Origin of the sequence: Alteromonas macleodii ATCC 27126, from assembly GCF_000172635.2 — a bacterium.
Taxonomy (GTDB): domain Bacteria; phylum Pseudomonadota; class Gammaproteobacteria; order Enterobacterales; family Alteromonadaceae; genus Alteromonas; species Alteromonas macleodii.
Window position 1 is genome coordinate 1,912,870 of sequence record NC_018632.1, and the last position, 22,685, is coordinate 1,935,554.

The 22,685-nt window shown below is 44.4% G+C and carries 14 protein-coding genes and 1 pseudogene; 8 read left to right on the forward strand and 7 right to left on the reverse strand.

Annotation, left to right across the window (positions count from 1 at the left end; all coding sequences use genetic code 11):
* Nucleotides 1–109: 109 nt before the first annotated feature.
* The 4 genes from MASE_RS08160 to MASE_RS08175 all read right to left on the reverse strand — a co-directional run bounded on the left by MASE_RS08160 (nucleotide 110) and on the right by MASE_RS08175 (nucleotide 5,979).
* Nucleotides 110–2,467: a diguanylate cyclase domain-containing protein gene (locus MASE_RS08160; protein WP_232362833.1), complete on the reverse strand. Its 2,358-nt coding sequence runs from the start codon at nucleotides 2,465–2,467 to the stop codon at nucleotides 110–112.
* A gap of 50 nt (nucleotides 2,468–2,517) precedes the next feature.
* Nucleotides 2,518–3,276 (reverse strand): 23S rRNA pseudouridine(2604) synthase RluF, encoded by a 759-nt coding sequence (gene rluF, locus MASE_RS08165; RefSeq protein WP_014949260.1) that lies wholly within the window; start codon nucleotides 3,274–3,276, stop codon nucleotides 2,518–2,520.
* A 142-nt stretch (nucleotides 3,277–3,418) separates the two neighbouring features.
* Nucleotides 3,419–4,231 (reverse strand): AAA family ATPase, encoded by an 813-nt coding sequence (locus tag MASE_RS08170; protein ID WP_014949261.1) that lies wholly within the window; start codon nucleotides 4,229–4,231, stop codon nucleotides 3,419–3,421.
* A gap of 191 nt (nucleotides 4,232–4,422) precedes the next feature.
* Nucleotides 4,423–5,979: a bifunctional GNAT family N-acetyltransferase/carbon-nitrogen hydrolase family protein gene (locus MASE_RS08175; RefSeq protein ID WP_014949262.1), complete on the reverse strand. Its 1,557-nt coding sequence runs from the start codon at nucleotides 5,977–5,979 to the stop codon at nucleotides 4,423–4,425.
* A gap of 426 nt (nucleotides 5,980–6,405) precedes the next feature.
* On the opposite strand from MASE_RS08175, the gene MASE_RS08180 reads away from it, so the two are divergent.
* Nucleotides 6,406–7,077 (forward strand): 2OG-Fe(II) oxygenase, encoded by a 672-nt coding sequence (locus tag MASE_RS08180; RefSeq protein ID WP_014949263.1) that lies wholly within the window; start codon nucleotides 6,406–6,408, stop codon nucleotides 7,075–7,077.
* Between the two features lie 208 nt (nucleotides 7,078–7,285).
* Nucleotides 7,286–8,971, forward strand: coding sequence for a response regulator (locus MASE_RS08185; RefSeq protein ID WP_014949264.1), 1,686 nt, complete (start codon nucleotides 7,286–7,288; stop codon nucleotides 8,969–8,971).
* 119 nt (nucleotides 8,972–9,090) lie between these two features.
* Here MASE_RS08185 and MASE_RS08190 read toward each other — a convergent pair whose 3' ends face one another.
* Together MASE_RS08190 and MASE_RS08195 are read right to left on the reverse strand one after the other, a co-directional pair.
* On the reverse strand, nucleotides 9,091–11,673 hold the full coding sequence (locus MASE_RS08190) for an ExeM/NucH family extracellular endonuclease (protein WP_014949265.1): 2,583 nt from the start codon (nucleotides 11,671–11,673) through the stop codon (nucleotides 9,091–9,093).
* Nucleotides 11,674–12,002: 329 nt separating this feature from the next.
* Entirely contained in the window at nucleotides 12,003–13,325 is a 1,323-nt protein-coding gene (locus MASE_RS08195) for a DUF2252 family protein (protein WP_041693467.1), read from the reverse strand.
* A gap of 299 nt (nucleotides 13,326–13,624) precedes the next feature.
* On the opposite strand from MASE_RS08195, the gene ahpC reads away from it, so the two are divergent.
* The 5 genes from ahpC (at nucleotide 13,625) to MASE_RS08220 (ending at nucleotide 20,402) form a co-directional block, all read left to right on the forward strand.
* Entirely contained in the window at nucleotides 13,625–14,182 is a 558-nt protein-coding gene (ahpC, locus tag MASE_RS08200) for an alkyl hydroperoxide reductase subunit C (protein WP_425291745.1), read from the forward strand.
* 159 nt (nucleotides 14,183–14,341) lie between these two features.
* Nucleotides 14,342–15,931: an alkyl hydroperoxide reductase subunit F gene (gene ahpF, locus MASE_RS08205; protein ID WP_014949269.1), complete on the forward strand. Its 1,590-nt coding sequence runs from the start codon at nucleotides 14,342–14,344 to the stop codon at nucleotides 15,929–15,931.
* Nucleotides 15,932–16,198: 267 nt separating this feature from the next.
* Nucleotides 16,199–18,361 (forward strand): TonB-dependent siderophore receptor, encoded by a 2,163-nt coding sequence (locus tag MASE_RS08210; protein WP_014949270.1) that lies wholly within the window; start codon nucleotides 16,199–16,201, stop codon nucleotides 18,359–18,361.
* A gap of 9 nt (nucleotides 18,362–18,370) precedes the next feature.
* On the forward strand, nucleotides 18,371–18,907 hold the full coding sequence (locus MASE_RS08215; RefSeq protein ID WP_014949271.1) for a hypothetical protein: 537 nt from the start codon (nucleotides 18,371–18,373) through the stop codon (nucleotides 18,905–18,907).
* Between the two features lie 10 nt (nucleotides 18,908–18,917).
* Complete coding sequence (locus MASE_RS08220) at nucleotides 18,918–20,402, forward strand: PepSY-associated TM helix domain-containing protein (RefSeq protein WP_014949272.1); 1,485 nt, start codon at nucleotides 18,918–18,920, stop codon at nucleotides 20,400–20,402.
* 313 nt (nucleotides 20,403–20,715) lie between these two features.
* On the opposite strand, the gene MASE_RS08225 is transcribed toward MASE_RS08220, so the two are convergent.
* Entirely contained in the window at nucleotides 20,716–21,294 is a 579-nt protein-coding gene (locus MASE_RS08225; protein ID WP_014949273.1) for a demethoxyubiquinone hydroxylase family protein, read from the reverse strand.
* Between the two features lie 205 nt (nucleotides 21,295–21,499).
* Here MASE_RS08225 and MASE_RS08230 point away from each other — a divergent pair.
* Nucleotides 21,500–22,569, forward strand: a pseudogene (locus MASE_RS08230) (strictosidine synthase family protein).
* Nucleotides 22,570–22,685 lie beyond the last annotated feature (116 nt).

Sequence of the window (22,685 nt, forward strand, 5' to 3'; positions counted from 1 at the left end):
AGAAAAGCGCCCAATGGGCGCTTTTTTTTTGCAAAAATGTACAGCGAAGTGCAATACACCCTAGTACATGTATGAAGCCGGCCAATTAACCTTGTGTTTGTACTACGCGTTAGTTCGACGGTATGTTTTGCTTTTTATCTTCAAACATCCGCTCATCTGCAATGTAAATTAACTCTTCTAGCGTCTTGCCTTCTTCTGGATAGCTCGCGTGACCTATGCTGACGCCAACGCTGAACGCGCCTTGTGTGGTAGTAATAGGCTGTGTAAGCTTTTTAGCAAGTCGGGCTTTAAGTGTCTCTACATTGTATTCAGTGCTTAGCTCGGTGATTACTACGATAAACTCATCACCACCAACCCGTGATGCAATATCGTACACGCGACACATGGATTGAAGCCTTTGTGCGAGCTCAACAAGAACTTCGTCACCGATAGTATGGCCGTATTCGTCATTAATGGGCTTAAATCGATTGAGATCCAGATAAAGTAGCGTACACACCTTATTGTTTCTCTCTAATCGAGGAAGCTCATTTCGCATATAGGTAGATAGGGCAAGCCTATTCGCTAAACCTGTTAGCGTATCGCTATTTGCCAGTTTTCTAATTTTCTGTTCTGCTTCGACTTGCTCGGTGATATCAACATTAATTCCAAACATCTTGTTGCCTTCAATGCGACCATAACCGCTAACATGACGGTATTTGTCGCCAGCGGCTTTCACTCTAAAAATTGCGTGAAATCCTGAGCTATCTTTTATTGATTGCTCTATCTTTTGCTTCACATTGGCAATATCGTCATCGTGAACTGTGTATTCCCAGTCACTAAATTGACCACTAAAACCAGCTTTGGAGACATTGTAGATTTTATGCATCCACTCATCCCAAATGAGCTCGTTAGTAGCGATGTCCCACTCCCATACACCTATGTGTGCTGCGTCAGCGGCCATAGACATGCGGCGGTTTAACGTTTTAAGCGTTTGTTGAGCTTCCCGCCATTTTGTTACGTCTTCGGATAGTGCCAATATATATTGAGGGGTGCCGTAGTTGTCATCAATGACAATCTTTTTGGTCTCAAAAAAGCGCGTCACACCACCTATATTGAGTTTGAATTCGTTAACGATTTGCTTTTCAGAACTTGAAAGTAATTGCTTGTCGTCAGATACAAATTTCTTGGCCTCCGCCTCGTCGAATATATCAAAGTCAGATAGCCCCACGAGTGACGCTTTGTCGGTGCCCAATATTCTACTTCCCGCATCATTTACATGGGTAATCGAAAGGCTGTCGGCACGCTTTACAATCAACATATTGGGCAGTGCGTCAAACACCGTTTGTGCAAAAACTTCTTGGTTCTTTACGTCAGACAAATCTTTTACCGTACACACATATGAAATATGGTTTCCCGGCAGCAAATTAATGCGAAGTGTCAAAGGAAAAACCTTTCCGCTTTTCCGAATACCGTCCAAAGTTAAAGGCACGTTGTGCGCTGCGCTATTCTTTGCCGCTTTTTTTAATCCTATCAGGAGTGGCTCATGGGCATGCTCAGAAGGGCTCACAAGCTCGCGTATGTGAATGGTCTGAGGAGAAAAACTGTCGAGACCAAACATGCTTAACGCGACAGGGTTGGCAAATTCAACCATGCCGGCACTGTCGAAAGTCAATACGCCTTCTTGTACTGTATTTAACACCGCGTTATAGCGCTCTAGCAGTAACGTACGTGCTCGCAGCTCGATAAAAATAAGAATAGTAAACGCGAAAAGCATCACCATTAGCATGACCAAATAAGCGAGGTTTTTGGTTTCTGGCTCTTGTAGTATTTGCGTAGAAGGCAGTGCATATACGTGCATAGACAGCATACCGGTGTAATGCATACCGGATATAGCACTGCCCATTATAATAGCTGGAACAATTTGTTTAAGTATTCGCAGTTGCGAAGTGGTGACATATTCATGGGTTTTTAAAGCAATACCTGCCAGACCGACGGCAACCACAATAGACAAAGAGAAGTACCAGCCATCGTACGCCATGATGGCATTCATCTGCATTGCCATCATGCCGATGTAGTGCATGCTGCCAATGCCAAGTCCCATATATAAACTGCGAAGCAAAAGCGAGTTAGCTTTATGTGGCAGTTTACTCATCACAACAATACTCGCAAGAATCGCGGGTAACACAGAGAGTAGGGTTATGAAAGGGTCGTACGAAACCTCAAGAGGGAGCTGATAGGCAAGCATCCCAACAAAATGCATCGCCCAAATGCCAAAACCAAGAAAGCACGCTGATGCCAGCGACCAAAATGCTCGCTCATTTTGTAACTCTGTTTGCGACATCTTCGCAGAAAGAACGAAAGAGATAAGGGAAGCAGATATTGCAATAACAACAGAAGCCACCACGAAAAATACATCGTAGTTAGCCAATATTTCAGCACTAGGGGGAAAATCCTTTACCGAAAAAAAATGATAATGTCCGTTTTTCAAAGTCTTAAATTGTCTTATCAATAAACTACTACTAAATGTAGTAGTTTCATTTATTTACGCAACTCAACTTTGCTCGCTGTTTTTGTAGAAGAGCGAACTGCATTTTGCATAATAGTTAGTTCACGGCTTGTTAGGTTACGCCACTGGCCAGGTTTTAGTGAGCCGAGTTCAAGGTGCATGATTCGGGTTCGTTTTAGTTTGGTGACCTCGTACCCTAAAAACTCACACATTCTGCGGATTTGTCGATTAAGACCCTGAGTTAGAATAATGGTAAATGTATTTTTGCCCGTGGGTTTAACCACACAAGGCTTCGTCACCGTCCCTAAAATTGGTACTCCGCGAGACATACGGTTGACGAAGCGCTCACTGATTGGTTGGTTAACCGTAACTTCGTATTCTTTGTCATGAGCATTTTCAGCGCGCAGGATCTTGTTCACGATGTCCCCATCGCTGGTTAAAATGATTAAGCCTTCCGATGGTTTATCTAACCTTCCTACGGGGAAAATACGTTCCTTGTGACCGATAGCGTCAATAATGTTGCCTTTGACATGACGCTCAGTTGTACAGGTGATACCAATGGGTTTGTTATAGACAATATATACGCGATCTGACTTGTCTGAGGCAACGGCACCTACAACTTTACCGTCTACCTTTACAGTGTCACCAGGCCCCACTTTCGTACCCAGTTCAGGTGGTTGGTTATTAACGGTAACGCGATTTTGCTCAATGAGTTTATCCGCTTCACGGCGAGAACACAGGCCAGTGTCGCTAATATATTTATTTAAACGTTTGGGCGCTTGCTCACTCATTGCGCATTAGGTCCTATAGATTTCAAAAGAGGGCAATATTATCACGGCAAAAAGAAAGGGGCGATTCGCCCCTTTCTTTTTTATGCGTTAAACCGTGGTTTTTATTCTCGGTTGTATACTATTACAACAGATTTAATCTGGTTTACTGGTTACCTGCAGCTGAAGGAGCCGAACCACTTCCACCCGTTGAACCACCGCTAGATACTACTTTGGTTGCTATATCGCGAATTTCGTTTTCCAAACTGGTAATGCGGCCAGATAAGGTCGTATTGCGTTGCTCTAACACAGACAATTTGTCGGTTAAATTGCGTACGCTTTGCTGAGCGCTTTGTTTATCGCTTGCTGCTTGCTCAAGTTGAACATTAACAGCGAGCAGTTCATCAGCTAACGAAGCAAGTTGATTCTTAACCGAGCCAATGGCCGCCGCTTGCGATTTTACATTTTCTGAAACTGAGTTGATGTTCTTATTCAAGGCGTTTTGAACGTTACCCACGCGGTCGCCAAGATCAGCAATCTCTTGTTGATTACGACGCCAAGCTGACGCCCACAACTTATCCATTTGTTCCCAAAGCTCGTTTGTCTTGTTGGTTAGCTCAGTAACTTTAACTTGCAGGGCAACAGTAGATTCACCAATTTCTTCACCTGTAGCAGATAACTTGTTTTCTAACTGCAAAATGCGCTGCTCCGCTTGCTCAGCAACCGCTTTCTGTTGCTCAAGCATGGTGTACAGGTAATAGCAACCACCACAGGCGGCCAAGGCGATGACGGCAACGAATACAACCCAGATTCCATTACCGTTTCCACCACCAGAGGGTTGGCGGTTTGCTGATGGGGCAGATGAAGGTGGAGGCGTTGCTTTTGTTGGCGCCGCCTGACGTTTTGTTTGGTAATCACGACGGTCTTCTTCATCCAATCTAATGGTTGGAAACTCATCGTTTTTCGAATTATTTGCCATAGTAAATTTATAATCTCGTTATGTAGTGCTAACTTCATCGCATTTAGATGCTTTAACTCAATAAGAAGACAGCACATTTATATTTGCGCGCTAAAGCATGTTATCGCTAAATTAAAGGAAATTCTACGGCTTATGCTCAATGTCAATTATACATAAGCCATAAAATCCGAGAATTTCCTTAAAGCGTAGCGCTACTGCTTATCGCCGATCCATTCAACGCGATACAAATCTCGTCTTCTATCAAGATAATTCCGCACAGAACCTTCATTTTGAAGCTTAGTGAGTTTATCCAAATCCAAATCAACAATGAGCGTCATTTCTGTGTTTGGCGTGGTCTCAGAGACAATTGCGTCATGTGGGAACGCGAAATCACTTGGCGAGAAAACCGCGGTTTGCCCATATTGAATATCTACGTTGTCCACTTTGGGTAAGTTACCTACGCTACCTGCAATTGCCACGTAGCATTCGTTTTCAATAGCGCGGGCCTGCGCACAGCGTCGCACGCGCAAATAACCGTTTTTGGTATCTGTCCAGAAGGGGACAAACAAAATTTGCATTTCCTGATCGGCAAGAATACGTGCAAGCTCTGGAAACTCAACGTCATAGCAGATCAAAACGCCGATTTTGCCGAAGTCGGTATCAAATGTCTTAAGGCTGTTTCCGCCTTTCATTATCCAATCTTCTTTTTCGTGAGGTGTTGGATGAAGCTTATACTGGCTTTCAATCGTGCCGTCGCGTTTGCAAATGTAGCTGACGTTATAGAGCTCTTCCTCTTCTACCACAGGCATAGAACCTGCGATAATCGTAATATTGTACGATACGGCCAAATGAGACACGGCAGTTAAAATCTCATCGGTATAGGTCGCTAAATGCCAAATTGCATCAATTGATGAATCTGACGGGCTCAGGCCCATTAACGGCGCGTTAAAAAACTCAGGGAACAGGGCAACGTCGCAAGAATAGTCAGACAAGGCATCGACGAAGTACTCTACTTGTTGTAAAAGCTCTTCTACATTATTGAAGTAACGCATTTGCCATTGAATACATCCGATTCGTGCGCTGGTCTTCCTGCTGGCGATGAGCGAAGGCGTGCCCGGTTCATAATAAATATTGTGCCACTGAAGTAGCGTCGCATAACCCTGTGAGGCTTCATCCTCTGGAAGGTAAGCCGACATGACTTGCTTGACTTCAAATCCATTTGAAAGTTGAAAAGTTAAAATGGGGTCGTAGATGTCTTTGAGCTTTACTTGCTCAATGTATTCATAAGGCGACAGCTCATGCGCATGGTTTTTATAGTTCGGGATTCGACCGCCCGCCATAATGGATTTTAGATTCAAGTTACGACAGAGCTCTTTACGCGCTTCGTAGAGACGACGACCAAGGCGTAGACCTCGATACTCGGGTGAAACAATTACCTCAACACCATAAAGCACATCACCGTTAGGATCGTGTGTGGTCAAATAAGCATCACCCGTAATTTCATCGTAGCTGTGTTTATCCCCAAACTGGTCATAATCTACAATCACTGAAATGGCGAAAGCGACCACTTTGCCTTTATCTTCAATACATATTTGCCCATCGGGAAATGTAGTAACTTGGGCTTTATAGTTAGAGTAAGGCCATGCGCCTCCAACGTTGGCGTATACCTCATCCATTAACGCTTTAACATCGTTGTAGTCGTCCAGTCTCAAGTTTCTTAAGTCTAGATGATGTTCCGTTTCTTCTATTTGTGTTTGATCTTGACTCATGGGTTACTCTTTTTGCTAAAAATTTTAATACGTACATTGCGTATATCTTTACTAAACCGCCTTGCCATGCGTTTTTCAACTGTTAATTACAATCCGTATGTGCAGACGTAATGGCAACGGAAACAAGGGCAGAAGAAAAGTCTCTCAATCAACCCTCTTAAAATATACACCTCGGTTTACTTATTGATTTAGTTTACCTTTACCGTCATTTGTTCACTTTAAAATTGATAATAAATAAGCAAGAAGCGTGCGACTTCTTAACGACAAATAATTTTTCTTTTATCGATAAAAAAATAGCGCGGAAAATGCGTGGTGATGCAATTGCTATAGGATTCAACCCCGCGTATAAGTTCGCTAGTTTTTTAACGTACACAACCCGCTCCTAACTACACGATTAGTTAACCGCTCAAAGGTAGAAATGCTCTGATGAATAGAGAACAACTTGCGTCGTATCAGCCTCTCCACGTTTTCGATGAAGCCATATTTGAAAATATCGTCGATGACTTAGTCACGAAAGGCTTTTCTATTCAAGAGCATGGTTTACCTGATTTCATTACACAAGCACTTTTGGCCTGCCAGCGTTCAATCTCTGAAGCTGAATATCAAGCGGCAGGTATTGGTCGCGCAGAGAATTATCAAAAGGCTGAAAAAGTTAGAGGGGACGAGATTTGCTGGATTACAGGTTCATCTAGCGAAGGCGCTTTGTGGCTTTCGTGGTGTGAAGCCATGCAGCAGTATGTAAATCGTTCGCTCTTTATGGGGCTTTTTTCTTTTGAAAGTCATTTTGCCTGCTATGAGCCGGGTAAATTTTACAAACGCCATGTAGATGCGTTTAAAGGTCAGGGCAATCGCGTGTTGTCTTTAGTCGCCTATTTGAATGACGACTGGACTTCAGAAGATGGGGGAGAACTCGTGCTCTACGCTGATGAAAGTGATCTAATTGGAACAAGGGTGCTGCCAACGAAAGGTACTTTCGTTGTCTTTTTGAGCGAACAATTCCCTCATGAAGTATTACCTGCTGCCCGCAGCCGTCACTCGGTTGCAGGTTGGTTTAGGGTTAACGGAAGCGTTAACGACGCGATTGATCCGCCTCGATAAAAGCACTAATCACGTTGTGAAACGCATGTGTATCTAAAAACCAAGACTTATGTATAATAAGTTTAGGCTGTATGCGCGCTATTATTACAAAACTGGTTTGAATTATGGGCCAGCTCCTCTCGCGCACAGCTCGCGCAACATTGTGCCGTCGCAATAGCAAGTATTCTATTACGACGCTTAGGGAAAAGACGTTAGAAGTGATTGGTAAATGCTGGAAAAAATACCTGCCCCAACCCCAAGAGAAGAATTACATGTGCTGGTTATCGATAACCAGGGGCTTGTACATGATGTAGTGTCATCAGCTTTGCATGAAATTGGAATAAAAAACGTAAGCAGTGCTTTTAATGCCTTTCACGCGAAAAGGTTATGTGCTGCAAGACAATACGACTTTGTTTTACTGGCGTTTAACGTCAGTCACGACAAAGATGGCTTTCACCTTTTTGAAGAATTAAAACACCTCAATCACATCAACGACACCACCACGGTCATTTTTCTCAGTGCAGAGACATCGCCTGAATTGGTTAATTGTATTGTTGAATTGCAACCGGATGACTTTTGGGTCAAACCTCTTCAGCGCAACAAAATTGAGCTGCGTTTGGAATACCTTATCCAAATAAGGTTAAAGCTACATAAAATGCTTCATTGTATGCAGGTGGGGGACTATTCCACCGCTATGTACTATGCAGAGCGCCAGTTAAAAGATCCTTCGCTATCGGAGTATCACACCAGAATTAAACGCTTAATTGGTGATTGCTTATTGCAGCTTCGCGATTATCAAACTGCGGAAGACTACTTTAGAAGCTTATTGCAGAGCATGGATCATGCGTGGGTTCACATTGGTTTAACCCGGTCGTTGCTTCGACAAGATGAATTAGAAGAAGCCCAGCTACTGGTTGATGACTTATTGCAGCGCCACGACACGCGGTTCTTAACCTTCGACTTGCTTGCCCAGTATTTCATAGAGAAAGAGCAGTTCGATATTGCCTACGAACAAATGAAAGAGGCGAGTAGGCTAGCACCTCGCAATATTGAGCGTAACAAACGGTTATGGGATCTTGCTCGATTGAACCACGATAAGGCAGGGCAACTTTCAGCCGTTCAAAATATGGCAAAGTTTGCTAAAAATTCTATCCATGACTCACCTCAGCTAACGCTCAATGTTATTCGTTCAACCATTGATTTAGCCACAAGTCTTGGCAGTACGGAAGGCGAACGCTATATGAAACGCGCAGAATCTGAACTGGAAGAATTGAAACAACAAAAGGGCATGCAGTCTCAGCTTGGCGAGCAGATTGACGTCGTAAAAGCGCGTGTCTTGTGCTTGCGAGACGACAAAAAAGGGGCTGAAAAGTTGATGAAGGATCGTTCGGCATCTACCGACGGCCTCTCGATGGAAGATAGCCTCGATAAAATGAAAGCATTTCACGAGCTAGGAATGCGTGAACACTGTGTGAGTATATTAGATAAGCTTAGAAAGCAAATTGAGGGGGACACGTTTACTTCTCAAGTGGTAAATGAATACCTGAATCAAGAGTCGATTGAACGTACTGAAATTCAATTTACCACAAAAGAGCTTAAGCAAATGGCTGCGGTTAACTACAAAGAGAATCGGTTGTCACCAGCCTTCAACAATTTACGCCAGGCACTAACACTGTCGCCTAAAGACAAACAAGTTGCGCTTAGCTTGTTAAAAGTTATTACTCAAATTCACTTAGGGGATAATTTAACAGACGAGCAGATGGAAGCGGCCTATAAAGCGGCGAAGTTTCTTCTAAGTAGCGACTTGTCGCCAACCCAGGCTGAAAAGCGGGATCAGTACATAAGCCGAATAGGCATAGAAGTGGACGACAGTAAAGCTGCTGACTTAGTTGGTGTGGTGGCTGTTAAAGCATAACGGTTACTACACAGACTGTCATTGGAAAGAGTACCAATAAAAAAGCTGCCTCCATTGAGGCAGCTTTTTTTATGTGAATGAAGCACACCCGTTAGGCGTGTACTTCATTCTTTCACTTTTTACTTCTTAGCAGTAGTCGAACGACGACGAAAGCCAATCGCTGCAGCTAGCAGGGCAAGAATTCCTCCCATTGCTCCACCTGAGCTATCATTGTTTTCTTCTTCCTCTTCAACTACGTCTGCTTGTAGGTCAAAGGTTGCGATGAATGGGTCGTGATCTGAGCTTCTAAATGGACCAACATCAGTAAAGGCGTAACCGTCTTCATCTGGGTAATAACGAAGCGCTTGATCGTACTGCAACTGGTAAGCTTCAACAGAGTTGATGTTCCAGTGAGCACCGTCAATGGCGTCTGCAAGCATGGCTTCACTTGCTAGTACGTGATCTAAACTACCCACCTGTTCAGTTCCGTAGAACCAATATGAGAAGCCTTCTGCATCAAACTCTTCAGCCAAGTTGTGATAGCCGAAGCTAGACTCTACGTCCACTGACGAGCCTTCATCCATACCTGTATTGACCGCAGTCGTAATAGTGTATCCACGAGACTCAGGTGTGTAATCGGTGAGTACAGCTACTGGATCTTCAGCGCTATAAGCGTTTAAGTCGCCTAAGATTACCTTGCGCTCAGGCAGGCTCTCATCACTTAATGCGTTGCCTAATGTGATAGCTGCCGATACACGAAGTGCGTTACAGCTACCCTGAATCGTGGTGATTTCAGACGGCGCTTCTGCCACATCTTCTGCACACTGTGAACCTTTTGATTTAAAGTGATTCACGGCAACAAGGAACGATTTGCTGCTTTCAGTGTGTACAAACGATTGAAGAAGGCTTGGGCGCATGCGTGCCAGGCTATCTTCATCAATTTTTTGCTCTGGCATAGCAACTACCATGGCATCATTTTCTGGCGTCACTACTGTAGCTTTGTATAATAAGCCTACAGTAATCGCATCCGTACCAATTTCACTACCATCACTGGTTGCGATGAATGAGTATTGCTCGGTTTCACCAAGTTCGGCGTTTATAGCATTAACTAGAGATTGGATAGCACTATCTTCGCCAAAACCATCGTTTTCGATTTCCATCAAACCGACAACGTCTGCGTTAAGGTTAACGATAGCTTCAACGATACGACCCTCTTGCAATTCAAACGCCACTTCATCGTCTGCGCCGCGGTTTTCGTCATAATCGAAAGTTACGTCGCCATTTGCATCTACTTCACCATTAAAGTAGTTAAGCACGTTGAACGTAGCAATAGATAGGTTGCCTTCTGTAACCACTGGGTTTGCTTCGCGAGAAGACGTTACTTCGATAACGTCGCTTGGATTAATTCTGTAAGTGCCAAAACTGTAGTTTAGTGGGCCAGCAGCAGAAACCGAATCACCAATGCGAATGGCATTAACGTAGCTGAAAGTAGGGAAGTAATTAAGAGCATCTGGGTACTGCGAGCTGCTGTTATCTTCGATTGTAAGAAGGCTTGTCTCGCTCGCTTCTTCTGCCGCAGTATAAGCTTCTGACAAAGGCGCAGCTACGTCGCTTGGTTGGCGTTTAACTGTGTCGCTAACAACGATTTCACCAAAACGCCACAGGTTGTTTGTACTTGTCACTGTTGCATCAGTCACGCTAACAACCATACCTTCAACGGTTTCAAGGTCAAGTTCGTACGGCATAGAAAGTTCTACCGCTGCTACAGCATCCGCTGTACCACAATCAAGTGCAGCCACATCACTATCCATAGCAAGTGTGGTCATACCGTAGTTTTCTTCTACTTCACCGTAAAGGCGAACCAGGTTACCTGTTTCAACGTCAACAGAACCTTCTACAAATAAGCCTTCAGACGTGGCGTCGTCAGCGTCGTAATCAGACGCTTCTTCTTGGACAAAGAAGCCGCCAGCACGTGTGCCAGTTACAATAGCTTCAATTATAACGTTATTGCCAACTTCAGCAGAGCTGCTTTCACTGCCCTGTATAGCACTAATAAGTGTCGCGTCTGCACCGCAAATACCTAGCTCAACAGCAGGCTCTTCTGGAACTTCTACAACGTCACCGCCACCTTCAGTGGTAAATGTACCCGCTGGAAACGGCGTTGCAGCGTCAGTGTTAGTGGTCGAGCCATCAAGCGCGTCAACACCACTGTAAGTCCAGTTAGATGCTTCGAAACTGCCGCCATTTGCTGTTTGACCTGACGTCCGGTATGCCCAACCGTCTAGGTACTCCCACGCGGTGCCACTACCGTCGGTGTTGATATCGCCAAACGTGTCAATAACGCTGCCATCTTTAAAAAGCTCAATAGCGTCGTCACCATTAATACCCATTGATGAAGTATCGTAGTCTGGTGCAGAACCGAAAAACGCAGTAAATCCATCAATTTCTGATGCTACGTAGATATAAGTACCAGCGCTTGCAGACGCACCAGCTGGAAACGTAAACTCTTCGCCATCAGTACCGCCGCCGTTGTTTGCAGTTCCAAGGGCATAGGTAGACAAATCTGCTATGTCATTGACTACGAAAAGTTCAACTGCTTTTGGAACACCACCGCTTAACGGTCCATCAATAACACCGCTAATGACTAAATCGTTAGCTTGGATGGCGGTTGAAGAAAGTGCAGAAATGATTCCTGCAGATAGTAAAGTTAATGATGTTTTCACGTCATTTTCCCTTTGTAGTTTTCATTATTTTTAATTCACATAATTACTGTTTCTGCTTTTGCCGAAATAGAAAAAACAGAGTGATATGTGAAGCGCAATTTTCTTATTGCTTGAACTACACTAAGGGCATTTGTAAAGGATAGGAATGACTTAACCTTATTCAAGCTGTTTTTAAAATATTGCTTAAATATCAAGTTCTTATCATCTACAGGTAAGTTTACTCATACCTTTAACTCTTAACCAAAAGCTAATATAGGTGTTAAGTAATGCTAACGACACGACTATGACAACAGTTCGTCGGGTAAAAAATACGCTTTTTATTGATATCTTTATTTCAGCGCACGAGTGAACAGCGCATGATCATCAACTACTTGTTCTGTATAAAGATTTGCTATTTTTACGAGCAGGCTTTTTACTTGAGAAAAAGATGTTGATGCTGACGACGCGAATCGTGTACTTCTTCTATCGCCTCGGCAGTGAGCTAGCGCAAGGCTATACCCGCACAATTCGGCAAAATACTCAAAGCCACCATTTATCGCTTTATTTCCCATTGCAATATCTTGTGGGTCGATTCCCACTTTAGCGTGATGTCGGGAGCGAACCAGGTAATGCGCATTTTCAAACTTAACTTCATCAAGCACTAAGTCGGGTTTTCTTTGCATTCTTCGTTGGCATCGAGCTGTAAGGTGTGCAGCATTTAGGCGATTAACCGGGTTAAAATCTGGAAAGTAATAAATAGGCGCCGCAACACGTTGTTGCTTAACCTCTACAATATGACAATGCGCAAAGCTTGCTGAATTATGTGGTTTTGCTGGTCCTACTAAAAAGTAGTAGCGCGCCATATTTACCGACCCGGTACCCGCGTCCAGGCGTTTCACTATATCGACTACCGCATCGTCCATGTAGGGAGCAAAAGCTTCTAGTAGCGTGGCGTATTCTTGTGGGCTTAGGGTAGAAAATTTCTCACTGTTGGCCTTAAACCCCAAGGTCTTGCCATCAAAATGAACGGCTTTAGCCAGCGCACTTTTAACCGTGAAGTCTTCTCCTCCTGCGCTGCGGGCTTTGGCTTTTTTATATAGTTTGGTCAGCTTGCTTGGCACGGCATCTGGGCAGTAGTCTACGGCTTCGTTAATCACCATGGCGTTTTCTACTACTTGGCTACAGGTTTCTACATAACGCTCAATAAATGCGTATTGCGCATTAATAACCTGCTGGTGGCTGACAACAGGTTTAGTGATGTCGATGTTATCGCACGCATACTTTCCATCAACGGTGCCTAGGCAATGTATCTGGGCAAGGTGCAATGAAGTGAGATAACGAAGCACATCCCAATGTGCTCTGCCGACACACGCATCATCAAAGTCGTTGGGTGAGAAGATCACTGTATCTCCGTGAGACCCTTCTTCTGTGAGAAAGCCAAAATTGGAAGTATGACAGTCTCCCATCACGCTGGTGAGGGGAACTGTCTCGCATTCTTTAGGAAAATTGATAAGGCCAGCTTTTATATCAGCGTAAAACAGCTGCGCACTGCCTCTGTAGAAAACAAAGGGGCTGACCTCCATTTTTGCATGCTTTGCCAAAGTGCGAGATGGCGCGTGTCCATCGATTAGCATTATTTCGTGGGAGATGCGCTGTAGTCGGGAATGGGTCATAGTTTTCTCATTCAGCAGAGTTTAGCCGGTGAAACCGTATTGCAAAACAATCAATCTATTTTGGCTCAATTTTCATCGTTCAATTCAATAACCTGATTAAGCGATTCATTTTTACCAATTAGTTTTTTGTGATTGTGCGCGCTATTCTTATCACCAGTTTCGAGAGACATGAATTTTGCGTTACGTGATTATCTTCACAAAACTGCAAAACCATGTCGACACAATAAACGTAAAGTTTGTATTCGTATGTGTTTAACGTGCGAAAATAATTTAAACCAAATGGAGAATTAAACATGGCATTGATTAATACTGCTATCAAACCTTTCAAAGCAACTGCATTTAAAGACGGCGAATTCGTAGACGTAAGCAGCGAAGACATCAAAGGTAAATGGGCAGTTTTCGTATTTTACCCAGCTGACTTCACATTTGTTTGTCCAACTGAGCTTGGCGACATCGCTGACAAGTACGAAGAACTTCAGTCACGTGGCGTAGAAGTATTTTCAGTATCTACTGACACTCACTTCACTCACAAAGCATGGCACGATTCTTCTGACACGATCAACAAGATCAAATTTGCAATGATTGGCGACCCAACAGGCGAAATCACTCGTAACTTCGATTGTATGCGTGAAACTATGGGTCTTGCTGACCGCGCTACATTTGTTGTTGACCCAGAAGGCATCATCCAAGCGATGGAAATCACTTCTGAAGGTATCGGCCGTGACGCAGATGACCTAGTACGCAAAGTTAAAGCCGCTCAGTACGTTGCAAACAACCCAGGTGAAGTTTGCCCAGCTAAGTGGAAAGAAGGCGAAGCAACTCTAGCACCTTCACTTGACCTAGTAGGCAAAATCTAAGCAGCACGCTTAGCGCTTCGTGCATTGCACAGTATTAAGCAAATAATTTGTAGGGAGTGGGTCTCCACTCCCTGATATTAATTTCCAATTTCCGCTTATGTTGTTGACCCTTCAAAAGGTTGGCGGGGATCGGCGTGTCGAAAATAAGGCAGAATAACCGTGTTAACTAAAGAAATTTTACAAGCATTGAAATCATATGCAGAGTCAATGCAAAAAAACGTAACCTTTGTCGTACAGACCGGTGAACATAGCAAGCGTGAAGAGCTTGTGACGTTTCTGTCCGACATTGCTTCAGTAAGCGAAAAATTAAACGTAGAAGAGCGTGACACAAATGGTGAGTTGCGCAGTGCAATCAGCTTTTTGTTGGAAGCTGACGGCGAAGATACGGGAATTCGTTTTTCTGGTATCCCTGGCGGTCACGAGTTTAACTCGCTTGTACTTGCCATGCTGCATGCAGCGGGTACTGAACTTAAGCTAGACGATAGCGTTAAGTCGATGGTGAAAGCGGTGAATGAACCACTTAATTTTGAAGTGTTCATTAGCTTAAGCTGTCACAACTGCCCTGAAGTCGTACAGGCACTTAATCAATTTGCTTTGATTAATCCTAACATCAAGACCGAAATGATCGACGGCGGGTTATATCAAAATCTAATTCAAGAGCGCGACATCCAAGGTGTTCCTAGCGTATACCTTAATGGCGAGCTATTCGCGAATGGTAAAGTTGATGCCTCTGTGCTTATCAACAAGTTAATTGAACGCGACCCTAGCCTTAAAGAAGCAAACAAAGGCGGTGCGTTACCACTTCAAGACGTAACGGTTATCGGTGGTGGTCCAGCAGGCGTTGCTTCGGCGATTTACAGTGCCCGTAAAGGCCTTAAAGTTGCCATTGTTGCTGAAACTTTTGGCGGCCAAGTTAAAGATACCATGGGTATCGAGAATCTTATCTCAGTACCTAAAACAACGGGCCCTGAGCTTGTTGGTAACTTGATGGAGCACGTACGCGATTACGACATAACGCTTAAAGAGCACGTACGTGTTGATAGCATTGAGAAAGGCAACATTAAAACCATTACGCTTTCTTCTGGCGAACAGATCCGCACTCGTACGGTTATTGTTGCGACAGGCGCACGCTGGAGAGAACTTGGTGTTCCGGGCGAAAAAGAGAACATCGGTAATGGTGTTGCATACTGCCCACACTGCGACGGCCCTTTCTTCAAAGGTAAAGACGTAGCGGTCATTGGCGGTGGTAACTCAGGTATTGAAGCAGCACTTGACCTTGCAGGCATTGTAAAATCGGTGACGGTATTTGAATTTATGCCAGAACTAAAAGCGGATAAGGTACTTATCGATCAAGCTCAAAAGCGCGATAATATTACCATTATCAAGAACGCGGCAACGCGCCAAATTACTGCTGAAAATGGCAAAGTAAACGCAATTGAATACCAAGATCGCTCAACTAACGAAGTGCACACCCGTGAACTTGCAGGTGTATTTGTTCAAATTGGACTTGTACCAAACAGTCAGTTTATGAAGGGCACGGTAGACATGACGCAGTATGGCGAAATTATTGTTGATACTAAGTGTCATACATCTGAGCCGGGTATATTTGCAGCCGGTGACGTAACAACAGTACCGTATAAGCAAATTGTTATTTCGATGGGCGAGGGCGCGAAAGCATCGCTTGCTGCATTTGAATACTTATTAAGCCATGAAGTAGTTGAGTCTGAACAGGAAAGTGAAGCGGCATAGTCATTAGCCTTTCACTTCTCATGAGAGTTAAAGCCGAGCTAACGCTGTTAGTTCGGCTTTTTTGTATGCGCGTATCTTTATGTTACTTAACAACCTCGGTTAACGCGTTTTCTGTTACTTATTGATGTTAATGTGAATGATACTGGTTATCATTTGTGTAAATTTTTGCTAAATTAGACGAAAGTACTAATGCAGCCTTCAGTTCACTTCATTCTTGTAATAGGCGAATTGATGGGTCTTAAAAATTAATAACAGAAAACACTCAACATGAATAAGAAATTACTCAGCTTGGCGGTAGCGGCTATCTTAGTGTCTCACGCACATGCTCAGGAAGATGAAAGTGGCGCTGGCTCAGCTATAGATAAGCGAGAAGCAACAGGGGAAAAAGCAGAAGCGAATGCAGTAGAAAAGATTGAAGTAGTGGGCATGCGTTCTCCGTTTGGCGCAACAAAAACAAATACACCGATTGTTGAACTCGCCCGTACAATTTCCATTGAAACCGCATTAGATTTAAAGCAAAAAGGTGTGTTAAATCTTTCTCAGTCTGCCACCTATATGGCGGGCGTGACGGGGGAGTCATACGGATACGCCACCCGGGTCGATTCAATCTCTTCCAGAGGATTAAGTATTCCGCGCTATCGCGACTCAATTCAAGAGTTGTTTGGCAGCTATAATTCTACGCGAGCTGAAATTTACACAATGGAACAGGTTGAGTTGCTTAAGGGGCCTGCCTCTGTACTTTACGGTCAGGGCTCTCCCGGTGGCATAATGAACTATGTGTCAAAAACGCCCACGTTAGGCAAAGGAAGCGAAGTGGTGTTGTCCTACGGAAACTTCGACCGCGCGCAAGTTGGGGTAGATGTAAACGGCAGCCTGTCTGAAGATGATAAGTGGATGGGGCGTTTTGTTGGTATATATCGTAATGCTGACTCTCAGGTTGATTACGTTAGCGATGACACCCAAGTATTCATGCCGTCACTTTCCTTCATGCCTTCTGACGATACAACGCTAACGCTTATCGGGTTATTCCAAGATACTGATAGCGATACAGCAGCGCAGTTTATTCCTGTGGAAGGCACATTATTGCCTTTGGCTGACGGCACTTATTTACCCGACCAAGATGTTTACGCAGGTGAACCAGGGTTTAATAAATTTGATACTAAGTCGAACCAAGTTACCTTGCTTGGCGAGCACTTGATTAACGATACAACGTCACTTTCATTTACTGCCTTATGGCGAGATGGTGAGGCAGACTACCACCAAGCGTGGCCCACTTTTACGGGCGGCACTCGCTATCTAAACGCTTTTGTAGGGGCACCGGTAGCGCCTACCGATACCTTTGTGCCGAGAACGTTTTATCAAGCAGACAATACGTTTAATCAACACGCTTTTGATATTCGTGTAAACAAGGGATTTGTAACAGGCGCTTTCGAACATGAATTATTAGCGGGTGTACAATATCAACATGTTAAGACTGACGCCAACTCTGCTTACTATGCTGGTGGTGGCGTATTACAAGGTGATTTTAGGTACATTATGGACTTGGCTAACCCTGAGTACACAGGCGCACCAGAGCAAGCCATTTTCGACGCAATCTACAACGATGCGCCTGAACAGACAGTCACCGACACGGGGTTATACCTGTCTGATCAAATTTCCTATGAAAACTGGCGGGTAACGCTAGGCCTACGTCACGACCGCGTTGATAATGATACTGGCGTAACTGAGCAGGATGACACGCAAACATCATACTCAGCTGGAATTTTGTATCGTTTTGACAACGGCATTTCTCCCTACCTTAGTTACGCTGAGTCGTTCGAGACGGTAGTGGGACTAGATAACAATAACAACCAGCTTAAGCCTGAAGAAGGCCGTCAATACGAGGCAGGGATTAAGTATGAACTCTCGTCAGTTCCTGGTTTTATCACGCTAGCGTATTACGATATTGAAGTTTCAAACCTTCCTAATCCTAACGGATTACCAGACGAAGCGGCGCAACAGCAAGGCGTAACGACCATTGAAGGGATTGAGCTAGAAGGGCGCGTAGACTTTGGCCAAATAACAGCGCAGTTTGCGGCGTCGGTCTTGGATGCAGAAGATCCTAACGGTTTTTCGTTGTCAGCACAGCCAGACAGCAATGCATCCCTATGGGTAAATTATTCTCCACTTGAGCTTGAAGCGCTGACGGTAGGAGCTGGTATTCGCTACGTGGGAGAATCAGTTTCTGAGAATGGTGTCATCAGATACGACACGCCTAGCTACACCCTTGGTGACCTGATGGTGTCGTATGAGCTTTCAGATAATTTGAATTTGCAGCTGAATGTAAGAAATGTGACCGATAAAAAATATCTCACGTCTTGCTTATTCAGAGGTGACTGTTTCCCTGGTGTACGCAGAACAGTGAACGCGTCGCTAACCTATTCGTTTTAAGGATTTATCATGCTTTCAGTTGCAGCGGGTGGTTTAACACTTGCAGCCTTAGGTGTTATTTATAAAAGTTGGCGCGCTCAAGCGTCAACGTATCTTTATTTGGGTCTTGTCGTATGGCTGGTTGCAGCAGTGTGCTGGTCTTATGCTCAGGGGTGGGAGTTTGGCGTGCTATATGCGCTGTGTATTCCTTCCATTTTAGTGTGGCCTTTTATTGCGTTTAACCAAACGTATTTACCTCAGCCAAAAAATGTACCTCAGCCGAGGAGCTTTGATTTCTCGCGACGTACAGTTCTAGGGAACATCGCAAACTACATCGTGGTGCTGGTTGTTTTATTGGTTGTGAGCGTGTTATTGACGCTAGGACTATGTGCACTACTACCATTCTCAATAGCAGGGAAGTTGGCTACAGGTATCGTGCTGTTGCCAATTTTTTGGGGTCTTATTGTTTATCACTACCTTGCTACCGCCCACAAAATTAAAGTTGTTGTTGCTTACGCAGTTTTGGCTGCGCTTTGCCTACCAATACTTATTTTCTTCCCCATGTAGGTGAATATCGATGGATAAAATAACAAAACAAAATGCATTAAATGCACATACTTGGGTAGGCGTTTTTCTAAGTGTACTTCTCTTTTTGGTGTGCTTATCTGGGACCGTTGCGGTTTTTCACTTAGAGTTTGAAAGGTGGGAACAGCCGCATATTGAAGAAATGAAGAATGTTTCTCCTGATGTTGTTGAAAAGGCGATGGACACCTTTTTGGCTCAGAATACGCAGGAGTCTCACCATCTTTATGTGGTTTTCCCTACGTCAGATATCCCTCGGTTGGTGGTAGAAAACGATCATGCTGCTTACTTTGCCGACAGTGAAGGTAACTTATTAGAGCAAGAAAGCGTGTCTTTTACCGAAATGCTCGTGAACTTGCACTTGTATCTCAATTTGCCACAAAGTTGGGGAATGATTTTGGTCAGCGCTTTGGGCGCTATCATCTGTACCCTTGTCGTCACTGGAATTATTGCTCACAAACGAATAGCAAAAGATGCTTTTAAACTTCGACGGGGTGGCAACGGTCAGCAAGCACAAATTGATTTGCACAACCGTTTTGGACTATGGGCAGCGCCTTTTCATTTAGTTATAGGTATAACAGGCGCATATTTTGGTATGGCAGGGATCATTTTGGTGGTTGTTGCCTCACTAAATTACGAAGGCGATCGCGACGCGGTTATCCAGAAAATCTTTACGCCAGACCCTGTATTAGCTCCACAGGAAGGTAAACCGGCTATTGGTAGGGCGTTTGCACAAATGGAAACGCTAGCGCCAGAAAAGTCGCCAATATTTTTAACGGTACACGAAGTCGGTGAACCAGAGCAGTTCATCGAAATATATGCCAAGGCACCCAATAGAATGATCTACGCCGAAGGCTATCGATTCGATACGGCGGGTAACTTTATCGGTGTGGCCGGCTATGAATTCGGTGAATGGGGTAAGCAGTTGGTATGGGCGATGTACCGTTTGCACTTCGGTGACTTCGCCGGCCTTACCAGCAAATGGCTGTACTTTGTTCTTGGTGTAATGCTGACCATGCTTTGCGTGTCGGGTATGGAGATTTGGCTGTCTAAGAAGGCGCATCCGCCGTTAGCAAGCAGGCTTTGGTACAGCACGGTGTGGGGTAGTGTGAGTGCACTCGCATTAACTGCTGTAGCAGATATGTTTTTTACAGGCTCGCTCATCGCCGTTTTTTGGTGCCTTATGCTACTTAATACCGGTATTACAGTGGGAGTTAAATCACTCACAAAGCCGATATGGTTGCTTATATCAGGCCTAAGCGTAATGGTGTTACTCATAGCCTATGCGGCTGTGCACCAAAGCGCGACGCTATCGGTTGCGTCACTTCAGCTTAATATACCTATGGTGGTGTACGTGGTGTGGAGTGTTTATCGTGCTAATACGCTGATTAAGCGAGCTAAAAATGCAGAAACACAGATTGAAACCGACGCGAGTAACAGCGCGCCTCAATCAGCGCAAGAAAAAAGAGTGAATGCGTAAATCTTATCGTAACTATTAGGGGCTCACAGGAAGCCCCTTAGTTACGCTTCTTTCTTTTCCACGTACCGCCATACATATAGCCATTGCTGGCCTTTGCTCGTTCTTGACAAGCTTTGCATACTATACGCCACGTGTCTTCATCACCACATCGAATACGAAACTGTGTGTTGGCATTGATACCGCAGTTGTCACAGGGTTTTGGTAGCCGAACTCTGTCCTTTTTTCCCACTCTAAAAGCGTCTCTTTTTTTTCAATTAATAAATTCTCTGATGCCTATTTTTTATCACAGGTCACTGCGCATAAGCTCGAAAACTTAAATCACTTTTGCGATTGCAACGGCAATAGAAGAGCCTTTTTCAACGGCTGCGCCCCATAATTTCATTAATAACGACGGCCTTTTCGTCATTAGGAGCAGCGCTTCATCTCTGTGATGTTGTTCATCTGCTTGGCATTGTCTAAACCGATTTATAACGTTTGAAGGGGGGATGGCTAACGCAGAAATGCGCTTGCATTGTTCTTCGTAATGCGAATCTACGAACTGCTCTACTCGGTAAATGGTGTAGTAAAAGCAATTAATACCGCAAAGTCTTGGAATAAAACCGGTGATAAACCCAGAAGCTATCCATACAGGTAAAATAAAACTTCCCCTAAAAAGCGGCATTTCGTTTTCAAAGACGGCGAGGTGTCGTCTTTCCGTTTTAAGGTGCTCATGTATGAAGGGTTGTGCCTCGCTTTTTGTGCCAGAAAGATTAACCAGTTTTAAAACACATTCGGCGAATAGAGCACCACGGTATATCCAAACGGCTCCCGTCTCTCCCGCGTGGCTCGCACGTAGTTCTTTGTCTACTTGCTTAGCATAATTATCTCCGAGTGTTTTTGCATAAAATGGCATGACGTACCTCTGTAGCATTTTATAAACAAACGATCTGAAGGGGGGAATGGATGCTACCTAACGAATTTGTAATGCATATTCAAATATGCGCTATTTAGAAAGCTCTGGATGATAGTGTTCTATTTATAAACGAAAGCAGAGTATCGGAGGGTTGCTTGCTATGGTTGATAGATACACAACATGCGTTGCTTGTAGGAGAGCATAAATGAAGGTATTCGGTGGCGTTGTCATTCTTGTCTTAGGGTATTTACTAGTGTGGCCAGTCCCCATTGCGCCAATAAGCTGGCAAGCACCGAGCAGTAGCGGATTTTCGGGGGAGTTTGCGGAAAACAACCGTTTGGCGGGCCTTTCGTTTATTGAATTAGGCGAAGATAAAGGGCCGGAGGATTTTGCGATAAACGCTGCGGGAACTATTGCAACCGCTACTCATTCTGGTGCGGTATTACTCAAGAAAAAAGGTGAGGCAGCATTTACTCCATGGATTAACACTGGTGGACGCCCGCTCGGTATCGAGTTCGATACCAACGGCAACTTATTAATCGCCGATGCACATCGCGGATTGCTAATTGCAGACCCTGAAGGTGAGCTAACGGTATTGGTTAACCAAGTAGAAAACACTAAAGTTGTATATGCGGACGATGTGGATGTTGCCGCCAACGGCAATATTTACTTCACTGACGCAACCACCAAGTTCTCCGCCAAAGAGTATGGGGGAACGCTGCAAGCGAGCCTGCTAGAAATTTTGGAACATAGAGGCAATGGCAGGCTTATAGAGTACGACCCAGTACGTAGAACGAGTAATGTACTGATGGATGGTTTGGTTTTTGCGAATGGTGTCGCAATAAGCCATGATCAAAATTCAGTGTTGGTCAACGAAACCGGTAAATATCGCGTGTTGCGCTATTGGCTAGTAGGGCCAAAACAGGGCCAAGTGGAGGTCGTGATTGATAATTTGCCTGGATTCCCAGACAACATCAGCCAGGCAACTAGCGGCGCGTACTTTCTGGGTCTTGCTTCGCCTCGCTCCGCTCCCGTTGACGCTCTATCTGACAAGCCTTTCATTCGTAAAATTGTACAGCGTCTGCCACAGTTCATGCGCCCACAAGGTCAAGCATACGGGCATCTTGTTAAAATAAGTGAAAGCGGAGAGGTTTTACAAATTACCAAGACCCCAGCGGTGCATTTCCCTTTGTTACAGGCGCAATACAGACCGATGAAGGTGTATATGTGAGTAGCTTAACTGCACGAGCAGTAGGTGTGTTGCAGTTAAACTAGAGACGATAATAAGCATATTGTTACGGCAGAATAAGTAGTTTTCTTTTCTACCGCGATAGAGCGATACGCGTCACGAATGACATTTACTCATCAACTCTGCAACACGTTTTCTTACA

Excerpts from the sequence above, each read along its gene's own strand:
- rluF (WP_014949260.1), bottom strand. The coding sequence starts at position 3,276 with ATGAGTGAGCAAGCGCCCAAACGTTTAAATAAATATATTAGCGACACT.
- MASE_RS08170 (WP_014949261.1), bottom strand. The coding sequence starts at position 4,231 with ATGGCAAATAATTCGAAAAACGATGAGTTTCCAACCATTAGATTGGAT.
- MASE_RS08175 (WP_014949262.1), bottom strand. The coding sequence starts at position 5,979 with ATGAGTCAAGATCAAACACAAATAGAAGAAACGGAACATCATCTAGAC.
- MASE_RS08180 (WP_014949263.1), top strand. The coding sequence starts at position 6,406 with ATGAATAGAGAACAACTTGCGTCGTATCAGCCTCTCCACGTTTTCGAT.
- MASE_RS08185 (WP_014949264.1), top strand. The coding sequence starts at position 7,286 with ATGCTGGAAAAAATACCTGCCCCAACCCCAAGAGAAGAATTACATGTG.
- MASE_RS08195 (WP_041693467.1), bottom strand. The coding sequence starts at position 13,325 with ATGACCCATTCCCGACTACAGCGCATCTCCCACGAAATAATGCTAATC.
- MASE_RS08210 (WP_014949270.1), top strand. The coding sequence starts at position 16,199 with ATGAATAAGAAATTACTCAGCTTGGCGGTAGCGGCTATCTTAGTGTCT.
- MASE_RS08215 (WP_014949271.1), top strand. The coding sequence starts at position 18,371 with ATGCTTTCAGTTGCAGCGGGTGGTTTAACACTTGCAGCCTTAGGTGTT.
- MASE_RS08220 (WP_014949272.1), top strand. The coding sequence starts at position 18,918 with ATGGATAAAATAACAAAACAAAATGCATTAAATGCACATACTTGGGTA.
- MASE_RS08225 (WP_014949273.1), bottom strand. The coding sequence starts at position 21,294 with ATGCCATTTTATGCAAAAACACTCGGAGATAATTATGCTAAGCAAGTA.